Origin of the sequence: Saccharopolyspora sp. ASAGF58 (genome assembly GCF_012277335.1) — a bacterium.
GTDB classification, from domain to species: domain Bacteria; phylum Actinomycetota; class Actinomycetes; order Mycobacteriales; family Pseudonocardiaceae; genus Saccharopolyspora; species Saccharopolyspora hattusasensis.
The window spans coordinates 4,152,725-4,167,921 of record NZ_CP040605.1 but is presented as its reverse complement, the minus strand read 5'-3'; the positions used below and the strand labels follow the sequence as shown (position 1 = coordinate 4,167,921).

Below are 15,197 nucleotides of genomic sequence, written 5' to 3'. Positions count from 1 at the left end.
ATGGTTCCCGGGCAAGTGATCCCCGGTGACGAGCCCGTTTCCTTCAACGACGAACCCGTCCCGCCTCCGCCCCTGCCGGAGGGTATGCCGTGGCGGCGCACGGTGTGGGTCAAGAACCTCGGAACCCGCGCCATTCAGGTAGGGTCACACTTCCACTTCTACGAGGCCAACTCCGGGTACGCCAACACCGAGTCCGACGCCTCGGCGAACGTCGGGCCGGCGGTAACCGGGCCAAAAGGTCTCGCGGTCCTTGCCGGCGCAGACGGGGATCCGGTCAGCGAGGAAGAAAAACGGAAACTGACCGCCGGATACCGACTGGATATCCGGGCGGGGACAGCGTGGCGGTTCGAGCCGGGATGCACCTACGAGGTGCCCCTCGTGGCGCTCGCCGGTGACGGGACGGTAACAGGGCTGAGCACGCGAGGAAACCTCAAGAACTGGGTCTGGTACCCAGAGCAGGAAAAAGACTCAGACGACGCCGAAACCTTTCAGTCGGCTTCGGTTGGTCAGGATGCCGTGCGTAGCTCGGACACCGCCAGGGGAGACGCGTGATGAGCGAGGAAACCGGGCGTGATTCGCGGGAGTTTCCCGCCTCCCTGAAGCGGCTTCACGGGACGGATCAACCCGTCCCGCTGCCCACCCCCGTCAGGACGATTGACCGACAGGCCTACTGCGAGAGCTTCGGCCCCACGAAGGGCGACCGAGTCCGGCTGGCCGACACTGACATCTGCATCGAGGTCGAGGAAGACTACAGCCGGGGCCAGCACGGCAGCGGCAACGAGGTGGTGTTCGGTGGCGGCAAGGTCATCCGCGAGTCGATGGGCCAAGCCTCCTCGTCCCGTGAGCAAGGCACCCCGGACACGGTCATCACCGGCGCGCTGATCCTGGACTGGTGGGGCATCGTCAAGGCGGACGTGGCGCTGCGGGACGGCAAGATTTACGCCATCGGCAAAGCAGGTAATCCCCAGTGCATGAGCGATGTGCGGGCCGCAGATCTTCCGATCAAGACCCACACAAATGACCCGGTGAACGATCTCGTGATCGGCCCGGAGACCGAGATCATCGCCGGCAACGGAAAGATCCTCACGGCCGGGGCGATCGACACGCACGTGCACTTCCTTCTGCCTGAGCTGGCCGCGCATGCGCTCAGCGGTGGTATCACCACCTGCGTTGGTGGCGGCACGGGAATGGCCACCGGCAGTCTGGCAACGACCGCAACCCCTGGCGCCTGGAACATTCAACAGGCGATCAAGGCAATGGACACCGTGCCGCTCAACATCGGTCTGCATGGCAAAGGCAGCGCAGGCGGCGGCCAACAAGCGTGGAAGGCGCTGGAAAGCCAGGCCAAGGCGGGTGCCTGCGGCCTGAAGATCCACGAAGACTGGGGGGCGACCCCGGTAGCCCTCAGAGACGCGCTCGCCGCAGCGAACGAGTTCGGGCTGCAGGTGTCACTGCATTCCGACACCCTCAACGAGGCCGGGTTCTACGAAAGCACAGCGCAGGTCATCAGAAACAGTGGCCGCAGCATTCACAGCTTTCATACCGAGGGATCCGGCGGCGGACACGCCCCCGATATCCTGCAGTTGGCATCGATGGACAAAGTTCTTCCGGCGTCGACAAATCCGACCCTGCCATTGACGAGGAACACCGCCGCGGAAGCCAAGTGGATGGTGATCCTTGCGCACCATCTGAACTCGCGAGACCCGAACGACATCGCCTTCGCCGAAAGCCGGGTCCGGCGGCACACCATCTTCGCGGAGAACGTGCTGCACGATCTCGGAGCGCTGTCCATCACCAGTTCCGACGCGCTGGCCATGGGACGTGTCGGGGAACTGGTGATGCGCACCTGGCAGACGGCTCACGTGATGAAGCAGTACTGGGCCGACACGATGCAGGGGCAGTTCCCGGACCGGGATCAGGCCGGCGACATGGACATGCGCCACGACAACGAGCGTGCCAAGCGCTACATCGCCAAGTACACCATCAATCCGGCGATCGCCCAAGGCATGGACGACGACATCGGGTCCATTGAGGTCGGCAAGTACGCGGACCTGGTGCTGTGGGATCCGCGGTTTTTCGGAGTCCGCGCCGAGATGGTGTTGCAGGCCGGAGTTCAGGTCTGGGCAGTGTGTGGTGACCCGAACGCATCCGTGTCACAGCCGGAGCCCTACTGGGGGCGCATCAACTGGGGCAGCTCGGGCAAGGCGGTGACCTCGTGCACGCGCGTGTTCGTGGCTCCCGTGGCGACGCCCAGCAAAGACGCCCTCGGAACCGAAACGCCGTGGGTGCCGATCAAACCGACCGGTCAACTGAACAAGACGAACATGAAGAAAAACGCTGCCCTGCCCACGATTCACGTCGGGAACAAGGAGGAGAACGCCGAGGACTCCTACGTCGTGACCATCCACGGCCAGGAGTATCCGGCGCCAGCATCACCACCGGAACGTATTCCGATGACGCAACGGTATTCCCTGTTCTAGGAGCGCTCGCATGCCCATCCTGCACGCAGCAGCGCTTCTGCTGGCTGATGGTCGACTGCCTACCGGTGGCCACGCGCACTCAGGCGGAGTCGAGACTGCGGTCGCGACCGGAGTGGTGCGCACCATTGACGAACTGCGGGAGTTCTGCCGGGGCCGGCTGCACACCACCGGCAGCACTGCGGCGGGACTGGCCGCGGCCGCCGCCAGCGGCGCTGACCTTGCGCACCTGGACGCCGAGGCGGATGCCCGCACGCCTTCGCCGGCGCTGCGGTCCATCTCCCGGCGGCTTGGCCGGCAGATGCTGCGCACAGCACGGCACCTGTGGTGGTCCCAGCGGCTGGCTGCCGCTGCAGAAACGCCAGACGGTCCGCACCACCCGGTGGTCCTGGGATGCCTGTCGGCTGCGGCCGAACTCACCCCGCGCGAGGCGGCGCTGCTGGCGGCAGTCGACTCCATCACCACTCCGGCCGCAGCCGCTCTCCGGCTCCTGGGCCTGGACCCGTTCCAAGTCTCCGGGGTGCTGGCGGAACTGTCGGGTGCGGCGGATGCCGTCGCCGACAACGCGGCCATGCTCGTCGCCGCCGGGACGCTGCCGTCTAGGGCCGCACCCTTGCTTGAGGTCTACGCCGAACAACACGCCGCCATGGAGGTGCATCTCTTTGCATCGTGACGACAACCATAATCTGCACTGGGGTGGTGGAACGGTCAGCGCCCCTGTCGCGGCCCCACCGGGAGACCCAGCCGAACGGGGCCTGTGGGTGGGCATCGGCGGCCCGGTCGGAGTCGGCAAGACCGCACTGGTGGCGGCGATCTGTGAACAGCTACGGGAACAGCTTCGACTGGGTGTCGTGACCAATGACATCTACACCACCGAGGACGCCGACTACCTCAAAAACCGGGGCGCACTCCCGCCCGAACGCATCGTCGCTGTGGAGACAGGAGCCTGCCCCCACAGCGCCGTACGCGACGACATTTCGGCCAACCTGGAAGCCGCCGAAGAGTTGGCAAGGAAGGCGCGGGCCCAAGACGGCGAGCCCCTGGACCTGCTGCTCATCGAAAGCGGCGGCGACAATCTCACCATGACCTTCAGCCGGGGGCTGGTGGACGCCTGGATCTTCGTACTCGATGTTGCCGGCGGCGACGACGTTCCCCGCAAAGGCGGTCTGGGGGTCACCAGCGCAGACCTCCTCGTCATCAACAAGGTCGACCTGGCGCCCTATGTGGGTGCCGACCCCGACCGCATGATCCATGACGGCCAAGCCAGAAGGGAAGGCCGACCCACGGTCATGAACTCCCTGCGGCAGGACCCGGCCGCCTCGCACGTGGTCGACTGGATTCGGCAACTGCTAGACGTGCGGCAACCGGCCCGTTCCGGACGATCATGACGCGCTCTGCCGCTCCCACCGTGGGGCGAACCGGCATTCGTGCGCGGGCCCGCCTCACCGTCCGGCAGGGAAAACGGGGCCTGACCGTGCCAACCCAGATGTTCGGAGAGCCCCCTTACCACCTCCAGCAGGTCGGCCGAGCCGACACCGCGCCACTCCGGGTGCTCATGAGCGGCTCCTGCGCCGGCCCGCTGGGCGGCGATCACTACACCGTCGACGTCGATGTGGGACGCGGTGCGGTCCTGGAATTCGGCAGTGCCGCGGCCGCCGTCGCGCTGCCCTCCTCCGACCAGTACCCCTCCCATATCGCAACGCACATCCATGTCGATACCGGCGGACGTCTCCTGTGGGCACCGCAACCCACCATCTACGGCGGAGGTAGTCGTCACCACACCACCACCAGCATTGAACTCCGCGATGGCGCCAGCCTCATCTACCGGGAGACCCTGGCGCTGGGCCTGCACGGCAGGCTCCCGGCCATGGCTCTCTCCCACATCAGGGTCACGCTCAACGGAAAACCGTTGTGGGACCAAGAAACCGCCATCGGAGACGAGGCCCCGGGCAGCATGGGGCCCGCCATCACCGCTGGAGCCCAAGTCCTGCAACAAACCCTGCTCGTCCGCCCCGACCTGTGGTGGCACAGCGCCACGCACGACGTACCAGCACAACTACTGGCCCCAGGTAGTTGCCTACTTCCCTTGGCAGGGGGCCCAGCACTGGTCATCAGCGTGCTAGCCAAGCACGTGGAGGAAGCAACCCGAATCTCGGCCAAAGGCTTGACCCTGGCTGGGCTCACCGACACGCCATAGCCGCGCCATAGCCCCGACCAACTTCGTCGCGCCTCCACCGACGTGCTCGACACGGCACAACCGGCAACGGAACAACCCGATCACGGGCCGTGGATGCGGGGGCGCCGACGCCAAAGTTGTCCACGTTCGGTGCAGCACGCCAGCTCACTGGCCCGGCGTGCTCCCGGACGTAACAGATGGCATTTTTTCGAGCTCGTGGGCAAGCTCTTCGAGCTCGGAACCACTGTTGTCAGGCGTTCTGGATAACGACGTGGAGCCCTGTCGGCGGCATTGACGGTGAGCACGCCCAAGAGCTTCGTCCCCGGCGGCAGAATGAACACCACGCGCGCCCGCCCAGCACAGGGCTGACCGCTCCTGATCCCTCATGTTCATCGTGACGGCAGCACATCGCCCGGCCGTCCGTCGACTGTGGACGATCCAGGACCACGATCAGCAACGCGAACTGGCCCCTGGACCGCCACAAGCGTGATAGGCATGCTGGACCACTGTGCGAGGAGCCCGCCGCCGTGATCATCGTGCTGGACGTCGAGCAGGCCGAGGTCGACCTGCACGCCGGTGCGCTGCGCTGTCCACACTGCTCGGCGGTGCTACGACCGTGGTCCTCCGCGTCGGCCCGACAGATCCGGCAGCTCGACGGTTCGCACCGCCTGGTGCGACCGCGCCGGGCACGCTGTTCGGGTTGCCGGGCCACCCAGGTGCTCATGCCGGCCTGGTGCCTGCCCCGGCGGGCGGACGCGGCCGAGGTCATCGGCGCGGCGCTGGTCGCGAAGGCGCGTGGGCAGGGTTACCGCTCGATCGCGCGTGAGCTGGGCCGCCCGGTCTCCACCGTGCGGCACTGGCTGCGCGGCGTCCGGGGCGATCAGGTGGAGTGGCTGCGGCGTCAAGGTGTGCAGCGGACGTTCGAGCTGGACCAGGACCTGCTGGTGGACCTCACGGTGCAGGCCACGGCGTTGGGCGACGCGCTGTGCGCGTTGGCTGCGGCCGTGCTGGCCTGGCGGCGCCGTTTCGCCCGACCTGTCCAGGCGTGGACGCTGATCGGGGTTTTCACCGCTGGCCGCCTGCTTTCTCCACCATGATCAACACGGACATGTCGTGGCATCAGTGTGTCCGCAGTTGGTCACCGGCACGGAGGGCGAGGTCCGACAGGATGAGCATGACGGCGTCACCGTGAGCACGAACGGTGCCCTGTTCGTGCTCATCTACAGCGCCGCCGCCATGTTCATTTTGAATGCCGGGCAACAAACCACCCGCCATCAGGTTCGTCAGTTCTTCCTGGGTGATCTCTTTCTTCGACCAAAAGCCCACGGGGCGCCCCCGCTTGAGGATCAAGAACCGGTCCCCGATAAGGTAGGCATGGTGCGGGTTGTGGGAGATGAAAATGACTCCCAAACCCTTTTCCCGTGCCTGAGCAACGTAGCGCAGTACCACGCCGGCCTGCTTGACGCCCAGCGCGGCAGTGGGCTCGTCAAGGATAAGCACCCGAGCGCCGAAGTACATCGCGCGGGCGATCGCCACGCACTGCCGCTCTCCTCCAGAAAGAGTACCGATCGGCTGTTCTACGTCGCGGAGGTCGATGCCCATCGCAAGCAGCTCTTGCTTGGTGATCCTGCGCATCAATTCGGAGTCGAGACGGGACACCGGGCCGAAGCGCTTTCGTATCTCGGAGCCGAGAAAGAAGTTCCGCCACACCGGCATCAAGGGCACCACCGCCAAATCCTGATAGACAGTGGCGATTCCTGCCTCCAGCGCCTCCAAAATTGTGCATATGACATATAGCACTACAGATCACCCGTTATGGCGCCCAGCGGCGCTGTTCAAGCAAAGAATTCATCAAGTCTCCGGCGAGCCTGACGCGATAGCCGAACTCACGTGGCGAATGCATGGCCGGAAGCTCCGCCGGGATATGGGGCGCATGACGAGGCCGAAGAATTCACAACGTTGTCCCAGGAATACCGCACAACTTCCTCCTCACATTCGTACGATCACCACACATGATGTTTCTCGAAACGACCCGAAGACCTCTATCCAGAACCTGGATAACCAGATGGGACGTCGGTCAAGGCGGGGTCATCGTTCAGGCCAAGCCGCTGTCGGCACGTCGCGGAGCGGTCTCGGGAAGCGTCAGAACGAAGATCGAGGCTGCGACCGCAATACATGTCATGTACGCCGCAGGCGCGATGGACCATCCGCTGCTGGCCACGAGCCATGTGGCCACCAGCGGCGCCGTGCCGCCGAAGACCAGGTAAGCCAGGTTGTAGGACACGGAAGCGGCGCTGTACCTGACCGTGGTCGGGAACATCTCCGCGATCACTACGGCAGTGATCGCGACACTCGCGGCCTGGCCGACGGCGATCAGCGCTAGCCCGAGGGCGACACCGGCGATGTTGCGTGTCTCGAAGAGCAGGAACGCCGGGATGGACGTCGTGGCGTAGAGGACTGTCGACGTCAGCATGATCGGACGTCGTCCGACCGCGTCCGACAGCCGACCGAACAGCGGCATGAGTATGCAGGCGAGAAGGAGCGCGCTCGCCTGCGCCAGGAGGAGGCCGCCTTCGTTCACGATGCCGACCGTCGTCCGCAGGTACGCCGGAAGGTAGGTGATCAGGAGGTAGGGCCCTACGGCGTTCGAGGTCAGGAAGCCGAAAAGCAGGAGAATGCGCTTGCCGTGGGTTCGCAGGGTAGTGCGCAGCGGCGACGACTCCAGGGACTCGTCGTTTTTGGCTCGTGCGAAATCGGGTGTATCGGCGACTCGCAGGCGAAGGTAGAGTCCGATGAGGCCGATCGGAGCGGCGAGCAGGAATGGGATCCGCCAGCCCCAGTCGTTCATCGCGTCGCCGCCGATGGCCGCACTGAGACCGAACGCGATCACAGTTCCCACGAAGAAGGCCAGGTAGGTACTGAGTCCGAGTAGCCCTCCGTAGTAGCCGCGCCTGCGCCTCGGGGAGAACTCGAAGATGAAGCTGGTGGCGCCTCCGTACTCACCGCCGGCGGCGAAGCCTTGTGCGCACCGGAGCAGTACGAGCAGGATCGGGGCCAGCCAACCGACCTGGTGATAGGTCGGCAGCAGCCCGAGGATCATCGTTGCGGCCGAGATGGTAAGGACCACCCACGCCAGGGTCGTTCGCCTGCCTATGCGGTCACCCAGCGGTCCGAGGATCAGACCACCCAGGGGGCGGAAGAAGAAAGCCACCCCGAACACGGCGAATGTGGCGAGCAACGGCCCCGCCCCGTCACCCGGGAAGAAGTTGTGGGCGAGCGGCAGGGCGAGAAATCCGTAGACCCCAAAGTCGTACCATTCGACGAAGTTCCCGATCATGCCCGCAGCGAGCGTCCGCAGCGGCGCTTTCTCGGAATCCAGCGGTGCGGGCGCCGACGCGGAGTTGTCCACGCCGACATTGGCCAGCGATTCCGTTGACTCAAACATTTACAGCTCCCCGTAGATGAGAGGTCTTCTAGGTGGCTGGTGTCGGACGGCCTCATTTTCATCGAAAGACCGATCCGAACAAATCATGCAGGGCTGAGATCGCCGTAGACGGCCCGAACGACGGTCGCCGATCGAATCCAGTCCACCCTGAGCCTCGAAGTTCGAGGCACCTGCCGGGCACTTCCCGAAAAACACCAGCCACCTAGGGTGGCTTGCCCTCCTACCCCAGCCCGTGTGGTTCCCGGGTAGGTGGGGCACTCGGATTCGGGTGCCAATGCACGACCGCTCCCACGTCTGCACTGCCGGGGCATTGACCCGTCTGGCTCGCCCGCTGCCGGTTGCCGATCACACGCACGCAGAGCACCGGTTTCAGCCCTTACTGGGCCAGGTAACCGCCATCCACAGGAACCGTGATGCCGGTGAGGTACGAAGCTTCGGGTGATGCCAGGAACGACACCACAGAAGCCACATCGGTGGGCGTGGCCAGACGGCCCAGCGGGACGTCCGCGATGACGTTGTCTTCCGCCGACGCCGGATCGGGCAGGCTGGCGAGCCACGCCTCGTATAGCGGGGTTCTCGTCATCCCTGGGGCGACGGAGTTGACCCGGATCGCCTGCGGCGCGAGTTCGACCGCCGCCGCCCTGGTGAGCGCTTCCATCGCACCTTTGGATGCGCTGTATATCCCCATCGTCGGCACGCCGATCAGTGCCAGTTTCGATGTGATGTTGATGATCGCGCCGCCGCGGCTGGAGGCGCCCATGGCGCGCGCCGGCCTGTAACAGTTCGATCGCGGCGAAGGTGTTGACGTCGAAGGTGTCCCGGATCTCGGCCGCCGGGGTCTCGGTCAACGTACCGGTGTGGTCCAGCGCGGCGTTGTTGACCACGACGTCGACCTGATCGTAGATCTCACACGCCTTCGTGACGACGTCGGTCGCCGCGCCCGGGACGGCCAGGTCCGCCTCAACGAACACCCCGTTTCCGTCCAGGATTTCCTCCAGCCGCTCGCCGCGGTCGACCGAGCGTCCCGTCGCAACGATCTGGTGCCCGGCCTGGCACAGCCGCATGGCGATCTCGTGCCCGATGCCGGAGGTTGCGCCGGTGACAATGGCGACGGAGCGGTTTCCCGTGCGACTCATCCGCCCCACACCTCCCGGAAGACGCGCAGGAAATTGCCGCCGAGGATCTTGCGGATGTCGTCGTTCCCGTAGCCGCGCTCCGCGACCCGCTGGGCGAACTCCACGGAGTTGGTGCCGTCCAGCGCCCACGGCCACGGCGGTCGCGGGTACTCCTCCGGGTCCCAGACGCCGAGATCGACATTGGTCTGCCAGCCGCTGTCGTCGAAGTAGTCGATGCCCAGACCGACGTGGTCGATCCCGATCAACTGCACGAAGTAGTCCAGGTGGTCGATCAGGTCATCGATGGTCGGCTTCTTCCCGTCGGCACTGACGAACGCGCAGAACGCGCACAGGCCGATGACACCGCCCTTCTGCCCGACCATCCGGATCTGGTCGTCGGTGAGGTTCCGGCAGTGGTCGACCACGCCGCGGGCGTTGGCGTGGGTGAACACGTCCGGTCGCTCGGAGACCTCCATCGCGTCCAGCGTGGTGCGCACCCCGGTGTGGGATAGGTCGACCAGGACGCGTTCCGAGTTCATTTTGCGGACCGCGTCACGGCCGAAGCGCGAGAGCCCAGCGTTCTCCGGCTCCATGCATCCATCACCGAGGTTGTTGCGGAAGTTGTAGGTCAGCTGGATGACCCGCACACCGAGCCGCCGGTAAACCTCGACCATCCACGGGTCGCGGCGCAACGGCGCGGCGTTCTGGAAGTGCGGCACGATCGCGATGCGGCCCTCCGCCTTTGCCTGCTCGATCCCGGCCACCGACGACGTAACGAGGATCGAATCGGCCTGCCGTTCCCCGAGCGCGTACCAGCCGGAAATCTTCTCGACGGTGTCGCCGACGTCGTCCCCGCTGGTGATCGTGGCCAGAGCGACGTCGATGCCGCCGTCCTTGTAGTGCCGCCAGCGGTTCGGGTCCTGCGCCAGCAGCGGCGCCGTCGCGTCCACCACGACGCTGTCGGCGACCAGTCGTTCGATCTCGTTCGTTGCCTGCGATGACATCGTTTCTCCTCCCGCAGTGGTTTCGGGGCGGATCAGGCCTGGAGCTGTGGGGTGATCGTTTCGGGGCTCGTGCTCTCGGCGGTCCGGCGCAGCGGAGCCAGGCAGAAGAGCGTGACCAGGGAGCTGACGATCACGAAGACTGCAACCGCCGCGGTCCCGCTGGTCGCGGCGAACAGCGCCGCGGCCACCGAGGGGGCGACTCCACCGCCGACCGCCGCGCCGATCTGGTAGCCGAGGGAGAATCCGCTGAGCCGGTGACCGGTGGCGAATTGCTCGGCGAAGAACACGATCAGCGGACCGAGCATCACGCCGAGCGCCAGCCCGGCAATCGTCATGCCCGAGACCACCGCGACCGCGCTGCCCTGCAGCAGCGAGAACACTGGGACGATCAGCGCGGCCATCGCGACCGCACCCGCGGCGATGATCGGTCGGCGCCCGAGGTGGTCGGAGAGCCACGCGGAGAGCACCACGGTGGCGACCATGGCGATGTTCGCCGCGAGGAGGCCGAGTGACACGACACCGGCCGAGGTGTCGAGCCCGTTCCGCAGGTAGCCCGGCATCCAGGTGATGACCAGGTAGTACGACCCGATGAAACCGGCGTTGACCCCGACCACGCAGAGAACCCGCGGCAGGTCGATCCGCAACGAGCGGGCCAGCGGGTAGTCGGCGATGTCGTCGTTCTTCCTGACCTTCTGGAACTCGGGCGACTCCGCTAGCCGGAACCGGGCGTAGGCTCCGACGGCGACCACGATCGCGCTCAGCAGGAACGGGATTCGCCAGCCCCACTCGAGGAGGGCGTCGCCGGTGCTCGTCTGCGCCACCGTCCAGACCAGGGTGGCGATGAGCGCCCCGAGCGGAGAGCTCATCCCCAGCACCGAGGTATAGAGCCCGCTGCGTTTGGGCGGGGCGTGTTCCATCAGCATGAGCGCGGCGGATCCCGTCTCGGCGCCCTGCGCGACACCCTGCAGCAGCCTCAGCACGACGAGAAGTACCGGAGCGGCGAGTCCGAGGACGGCATGACCGGGGAGCAGGCCAATGAGCACGGTCGCCCCGCCCATCAGGTACAGCGTCCAGATCAGGACGAGCTTGCGCCCGTACCGGTCTCCAAAGTGCCCGGCCAGCATGCCGCCGATCGGGCGCATCAGGAAGCCGACGCCGAAGGTCATGAAAGACAGCAGGGTACCCGTCGCGGGCGAGTTAGCTGGGAAGAACAGCTGGTTGAACACCAGAGCACTGGCCAAGCCGAAGATCGTCACATCGTAGAGTTCCAGCGTCGGTCCGATACCACAGCCAATCAACAGTCTGGGAACCGATGCGGGCTCCTCAGTAGACGGGCCGGCAGCGACGTTGCTGCTGGCGGTCCTCCTCATGACGGCGTTCCTTCCCTGAGGGGATATGAGCGCGACTCGTGGTCGCCGACCGCGACCACGAGACCGGGTCAGTCAGTCGGTACGACGAGCGGCGACGGCCTCGATCTCGAGCGCCACGCCGCCGATTAGCCGGCCGGCCTGGATCGTGGCCCGGGCGGGGAGGTGGCCGGTAAAGAACTCCGCGTAGGCTTTGTTGATCTCGGCGAAGTCGTCCAGGGACGTCGCATAGATCGTCACCTTCAGCAGGTGGTCGAAGTCCGAGTTGGCGGATTCCAGACTGACCCGCAGGTGCTCCATCGTGTTGGTGGTCTGCTCGCCGGGTGAAAGGTGGCTAAGCAGTTCGCCGTCCGGCCCCAGGGGCAGGTGACCGCCGAGGAAGACGAGGTCGCCGTAGGTGCAGACGGTGTTGTACGGGGCGAGAGGGGCTGGCTCGCCGTCGGGGGTAAAGGCGTGGACGGTGGACACGGCCGTTCTCCTCAGTAGGTGATGGGGTTGGTACGGCGGGGGCCGAGCACGCTGTCGACCTGCTCGGCAACGGTGCGACCCGCGATCGGACCCAGCGTCATGCCCTGGGTGTTGTGGCCGACCGCGGCGATAAGGTTCTCGGCGACCGGGCGCACGATCGGCACACCCGTGGGAGTCATCGGGCGCGCGCCGCGCCAGGACTCGCCGTCGCGGGGCAGGTCGCGCAGCCCGGGCACGGTGACCTCGGCAAGGTGACGCATCCGGGAGATCGCAGCGGGCAGCGGGCCGGGCGCGCCGTGCGCGCCGAACTCCATGCCGCTGGTGATCCGCACGTAGTTCGCGCCGGGCGAGATCACGACGTGCGCGTCACCGGCCATCAGCGCGCCGGTCAGGAGCTGCTGGTTCGGAGCCGAAAGAGTCAGGCTCAACCCGTGCCCGGCCTCGACCGGCAGGGACACGCCGAAACACCGGCCCACGGAGTGGCTGGCGGCGCCGGTGGCGAGGACGAAAGCACCGGCCCGCAGCTCACGGTGGTCGCTCCAGACCTTCGTGATCCGGCCGCCGTGCCGCTCGGCGCCGACCAGGCGTTCCTTAACGAAGCGTGCACCGTACTTCTCGGCGGCCTCGGCGACGACCCGGGTGGTGCGGCCGGGGTCCATGTTGCGGTCGTCGGGGTAGACGACCGCGCCGGCGACGTCGCGGGCGACGTTCGGCTCGCGCGCGGCGAGCGCATCGCGGTCGAGCAGCTCGTGCCGCACGCCGGCGTCCACCAGGCGCTCGGCGAACCGAATGTGGGCGTGGTACTCGCCCTCGTTGTGGAAGACGTAGGTCCAGCCGTGCGGCCGCAGCTCCAGGTCCAGCCCGTCTGCGATCATCTCGTCGTACAGCTCGACGCTGCGCGTCGTCAGGTCATGCAGCGAAGCTGCTTCGCGCCACGCCCGGCCGGGCCGGCAGGCCAACGCGAAGCGGGCCATCCACAGCAGAGTCCGCGCAGGGACCGGGCGGCGGAACGTGACGGGGCCGCGCCCGGTGAGAATGCTCAGCCCGGCCAGGAGGCTGTCCGGGTTCGCCATCGGCAGGCTGTAGCTCGGGCACAACATCCCCGCGTTGCCGTACGAGGCCCCCTCCCCCGGAGCGGGGTCCAGCACGACGACGTCACGTCCCTCGCGGGCGAGGTAGTAGGCGATGCAGGAGCCGATGATCCCGCCGCCGACGACGATAACGTCCGATGTGTCGAGTTCCATGTGAGCTCCTTACGGGCCACTGTTGGGGCAGTAACGACAATCACACACGCGGACACATACAAAAAGCGAAGTTTTCTGGCGCGGAAACGGTAGAGAAACTTCCGCGTGGCGGAGTGGACCCAGCGTCGCGCCGTGGACACGACTTCGTAGTACCGAGCCTGGGGTAGTCAGCTGCGCTCGAGCTCGGCGGCAGCTCCTGCACCGACAGTGTCCAAGGCGTCGATGACGGCGTGAACACTGGCTCGGTCAGCTGGGGGTCGCCACAAAGCGGAGATGGTGCGCTTGAGCGCGGGGCGTACCGGAATCAGGACGACTCCGGCCGGCACGCCGGACCGGCCCAGGCGAGGAACCAGGGCCGCCCCAATTCCCAGGGATACGAGCGACATCTGGGTGGCGAAGCTGCTGACCGCAGCACGAACCGTCGGGTCCAGGCCGCTCAACCGCAGGGTCTGGACCATCCACTCGGCACAGGTTGAGCCCTCTACCCAGGTCACCCATTCCACATCGTTGAGCTCACTCAGCTCGATCGACGACCTGTGTGCCAGGCGATGGCCTGCCGGGAGGGCGAGATCGGCCACGTCCTCGAAGAGCGTCCGGTTCGTGATTGACGAGGGGAGTCTGGTGGGTAGTTGGTCCCAGCTGTCGAACACTGCGATGTCGATGTCCCCGTGCACGACGCGGGGGATCGTGTCCTCGGACTCCCCGGCCAGCAGAGTTATCCGGAGTCGGGGATGACGCTCGACGAGCAGTTGCACCAGCCGCGGGAACAACCCGTCGACGACAGTCGGGAGGGCGCCGACACGCACTGTTCCGGTGACCTCGTCATGCAGCCTGTCCAGCTCGCTACGAGCCAGGGTCAGCCGGTCGAGAATCTCGGCCGCGTGCGCCACGAGTAATCGGCCAGCCGGAGTGAGTCGGACCCCCCGACCGTCCCTGACGAGCAAGGGTTGACCCGCTTCGCGTTCGAGCTTCGCGAGCTGCTGGGACAATCCGCTCGGTGTCACATGCAGAGCAGCCGCTGCTGCAGCGATGGACCCATGGAGAGCCACAGCATGAATCGCTCGCAGCCGATCGAGTCCGAACACGGCGCGATCCTACGGCGCGCCGCCAACCCGTGCACGAATATCCTGGCCGGGTCGCCACTGGTCTGCGGGCCACCACCGGCATGTTGGCGACGCAGTAGTGCCGACACCCTCCTCGACGTAGATGTGGTTCGCGTAGGTGGTGGGCCGGGACGACTCGAAAGCGCCACCCTGATCGATGGCGACGTCGATGACAGAGCAGAGAGCTTGAGCGGACCAAGGTCCGCTCGCCGCAGTACATTGGGCGCGACCCCGCCGGGCACTAGGACGGCGCCGATGACGATGTCGGCCTGGGCGAGTTCGCGGGCTAGGGACTCAAGGTCGGAGACGAGGTCTTGCGGGGCCTTTCTGCAGAGCAGTCGCCAGGTGTGGAATCGCGGGGCGCGCGCCCAGAGAGTCCAAGCGTGCTTCCAGGCGCGGGGCCGATGTCGTGCTCGTGCGAGGCAAGCTGCGACGCGACGGAATCGACAATCGAACTGACCAGATTCCTCAACGCTGCCATGTGGATTCGCGTCGCCGACGGACCTTAGAGTGATGCGTACCATGAACAAACGAAGACGTCGAGCCGCCCAACATCCTCAATGGACACATCGCCAAATCTCCACCTTGCCCCTATGATGACTGGTATTTGATCGCACGGGCTGCGCGATCCCGTGAAGCAATCGCCATGACCGTGCGCGGCGCTGGTCTCCTCACCACAGGTCAACTCTTGGTTCATCAAAAAATGCGACCAATGTGGACCGAGCGAATAGCAGTCTGCTGACCGCTTTCGGCCTGCGGTTCTGTTGGTGCAGTACGAACTCCTGGATTCGGAAAGCC

At 66.1% G+C, this 15,197-nt stretch carries 13 protein-coding genes and 3 pseudogenes; 6 read left to right on the top strand and 10 right to left on the bottom strand.

The genetic code is table 11. From position 1 onward, the window contains the following. The 6 genes from FDZ84_RS20000 (at position 1) to FDZ84_RS19975 (ending at position 5,750) form a co-directional block, all read left to right on the top strand. Entirely contained in the window at positions 1 to 552 is a 552-nt protein-coding gene (locus FDZ84_RS20000) for an urease subunit beta (RefSeq protein ID WP_168590197.1), read from the top strand. Next, the gene (gene ureC / locus FDZ84_RS19995) at positions 552 to 2,480 is read left to right on the top strand and encodes an urease subunit alpha (RefSeq protein WP_210435007.1); all 1,929 of its coding nucleotides are present in this window, start codon (positions 552 to 554) and stop codon (positions 2,478 to 2,480) included. The genes FDZ84_RS20000 and ureC overlap by 1 nt, the downstream gene beginning before the upstream one ends. A gap of 10 nt (positions 2,481 to 2,490) precedes the next feature. Beyond that, positions 2,491 to 3,150, top strand: a complete 660-nt coding sequence (locus tag FDZ84_RS19990) for an urease accessory protein UreF (protein WP_168587155.1) — start codon at positions 2,491 to 2,493, stop codon at positions 3,148 to 3,150. A gap of 13 nt (positions 3,151 to 3,163) precedes the next feature. Then, positions 3,164 to 3,865 carry an urease accessory protein UreG gene (ureG, locus tag FDZ84_RS19985; protein ID WP_371812905.1) on the top strand — a complete coding sequence of 234 codons (702 nt, stop codon included), beginning with the start codon at positions 3,164 to 3,166 and terminating at the stop codon, positions 3,863 to 3,865. Further along, on the top strand, positions 3,862 to 4,674 hold the full coding sequence (locus FDZ84_RS19980; RefSeq protein WP_168587153.1) for an urease accessory protein UreD: 813 nt from the start codon (positions 3,862 to 3,864) through the stop codon (positions 4,672 to 4,674). Before ureG ends, FDZ84_RS19980 begins: the two co-directional genes overlap by 4 nt. Positions 4,675 to 5,180: 506 nt before the next feature. Continuing rightward, positions 5,181 to 5,750, top strand: coding sequence for a DUF6431 domain-containing protein (locus FDZ84_RS19975; RefSeq protein ID WP_168587152.1), 570 nt, complete (start codon positions 5,181 to 5,183; stop codon positions 5,748 to 5,750). Positions 5,751 to 5,916: 166 nt separating this feature from the next. Here the strand turns inward: FDZ84_RS19975 and FDZ84_RS19970 are convergent. From FDZ84_RS19970 to FDZ84_RS40755, 10 genes and pseudogenes are all read right to left on the bottom strand, one after another. Beyond that, positions 5,917 to 6,426 (bottom strand): annotated as a pseudogene (locus FDZ84_RS19970) (ATP-binding cassette domain-containing protein); the annotation flags it as partial. Positions 6,427 to 6,748: 322 nt separating this feature from the next. Next, positions 6,749 to 8,098, bottom strand: coding sequence for an MFS transporter (locus FDZ84_RS19965; RefSeq protein ID WP_168587150.1), 1,350 nt, complete (start codon positions 8,096 to 8,098; stop codon positions 6,749 to 6,751). A 376-nt stretch (positions 8,099 to 8,474) separates the two neighbouring features. Next, positions 8,475 to 9,162: pseudogene (locus FDZ84_RS19960) on the bottom strand (SDR family NAD(P)-dependent oxidoreductase). Positions 9,163 to 9,230: 68 nt separating this feature from the next. Continuing rightward, entirely contained in the window at positions 9,231 to 10,217 is a 987-nt protein-coding gene (locus tag FDZ84_RS19955; protein WP_168587148.1) for a dipeptidase, read from the bottom strand. Between the two features lie 32 nt (positions 10,218 to 10,249). Beyond that, positions 10,250 to 11,587: an MFS transporter gene (locus FDZ84_RS19950; protein ID WP_168587147.1), complete on the bottom strand. Its 1,338-nt coding sequence runs from the start codon at positions 11,585 to 11,587 to the stop codon at positions 10,250 to 10,252. Positions 11,588 to 11,659: 72 nt separating this feature from the next. Then, positions 11,660 to 12,052, bottom strand: coding sequence for a RidA family protein (locus FDZ84_RS19945; protein WP_168587146.1), 393 nt, complete (start codon positions 12,050 to 12,052; stop codon positions 11,660 to 11,662). Positions 12,053 to 12,063: 11 nt separating this feature from the next. Continuing rightward, positions 12,064 to 13,296 (bottom strand): FAD-binding oxidoreductase, encoded by a 1,233-nt coding sequence (locus tag FDZ84_RS19940; protein ID WP_168587145.1) that lies wholly within the window; start codon positions 13,294 to 13,296, stop codon positions 12,064 to 12,066. Between the two features lie 167 nt (positions 13,297 to 13,463). Beyond that, entirely contained in the window at positions 13,464 to 14,381 is a 918-nt protein-coding gene (locus tag FDZ84_RS19935) for a LysR family transcriptional regulator (RefSeq protein ID WP_168587144.1), read from the bottom strand. A gap of 9 nt (positions 14,382 to 14,390) precedes the next feature. Beyond that, positions 14,391 to 14,570 carry a hypothetical protein gene (locus FDZ84_RS40760; protein WP_371812904.1) on the bottom strand — a complete coding sequence of 60 codons (180 nt, stop codon included), beginning with the start codon at positions 14,568 to 14,570 and terminating at the stop codon, positions 14,391 to 14,393. A 32-nt stretch (positions 14,571 to 14,602) separates the two neighbouring features. Then, positions 14,603 to 14,923: pseudogene (locus FDZ84_RS40755) on the bottom strand (hypothetical protein); the annotation flags it as partial. Positions 14,924 to 15,197: the final 274 nt, after the last annotated feature.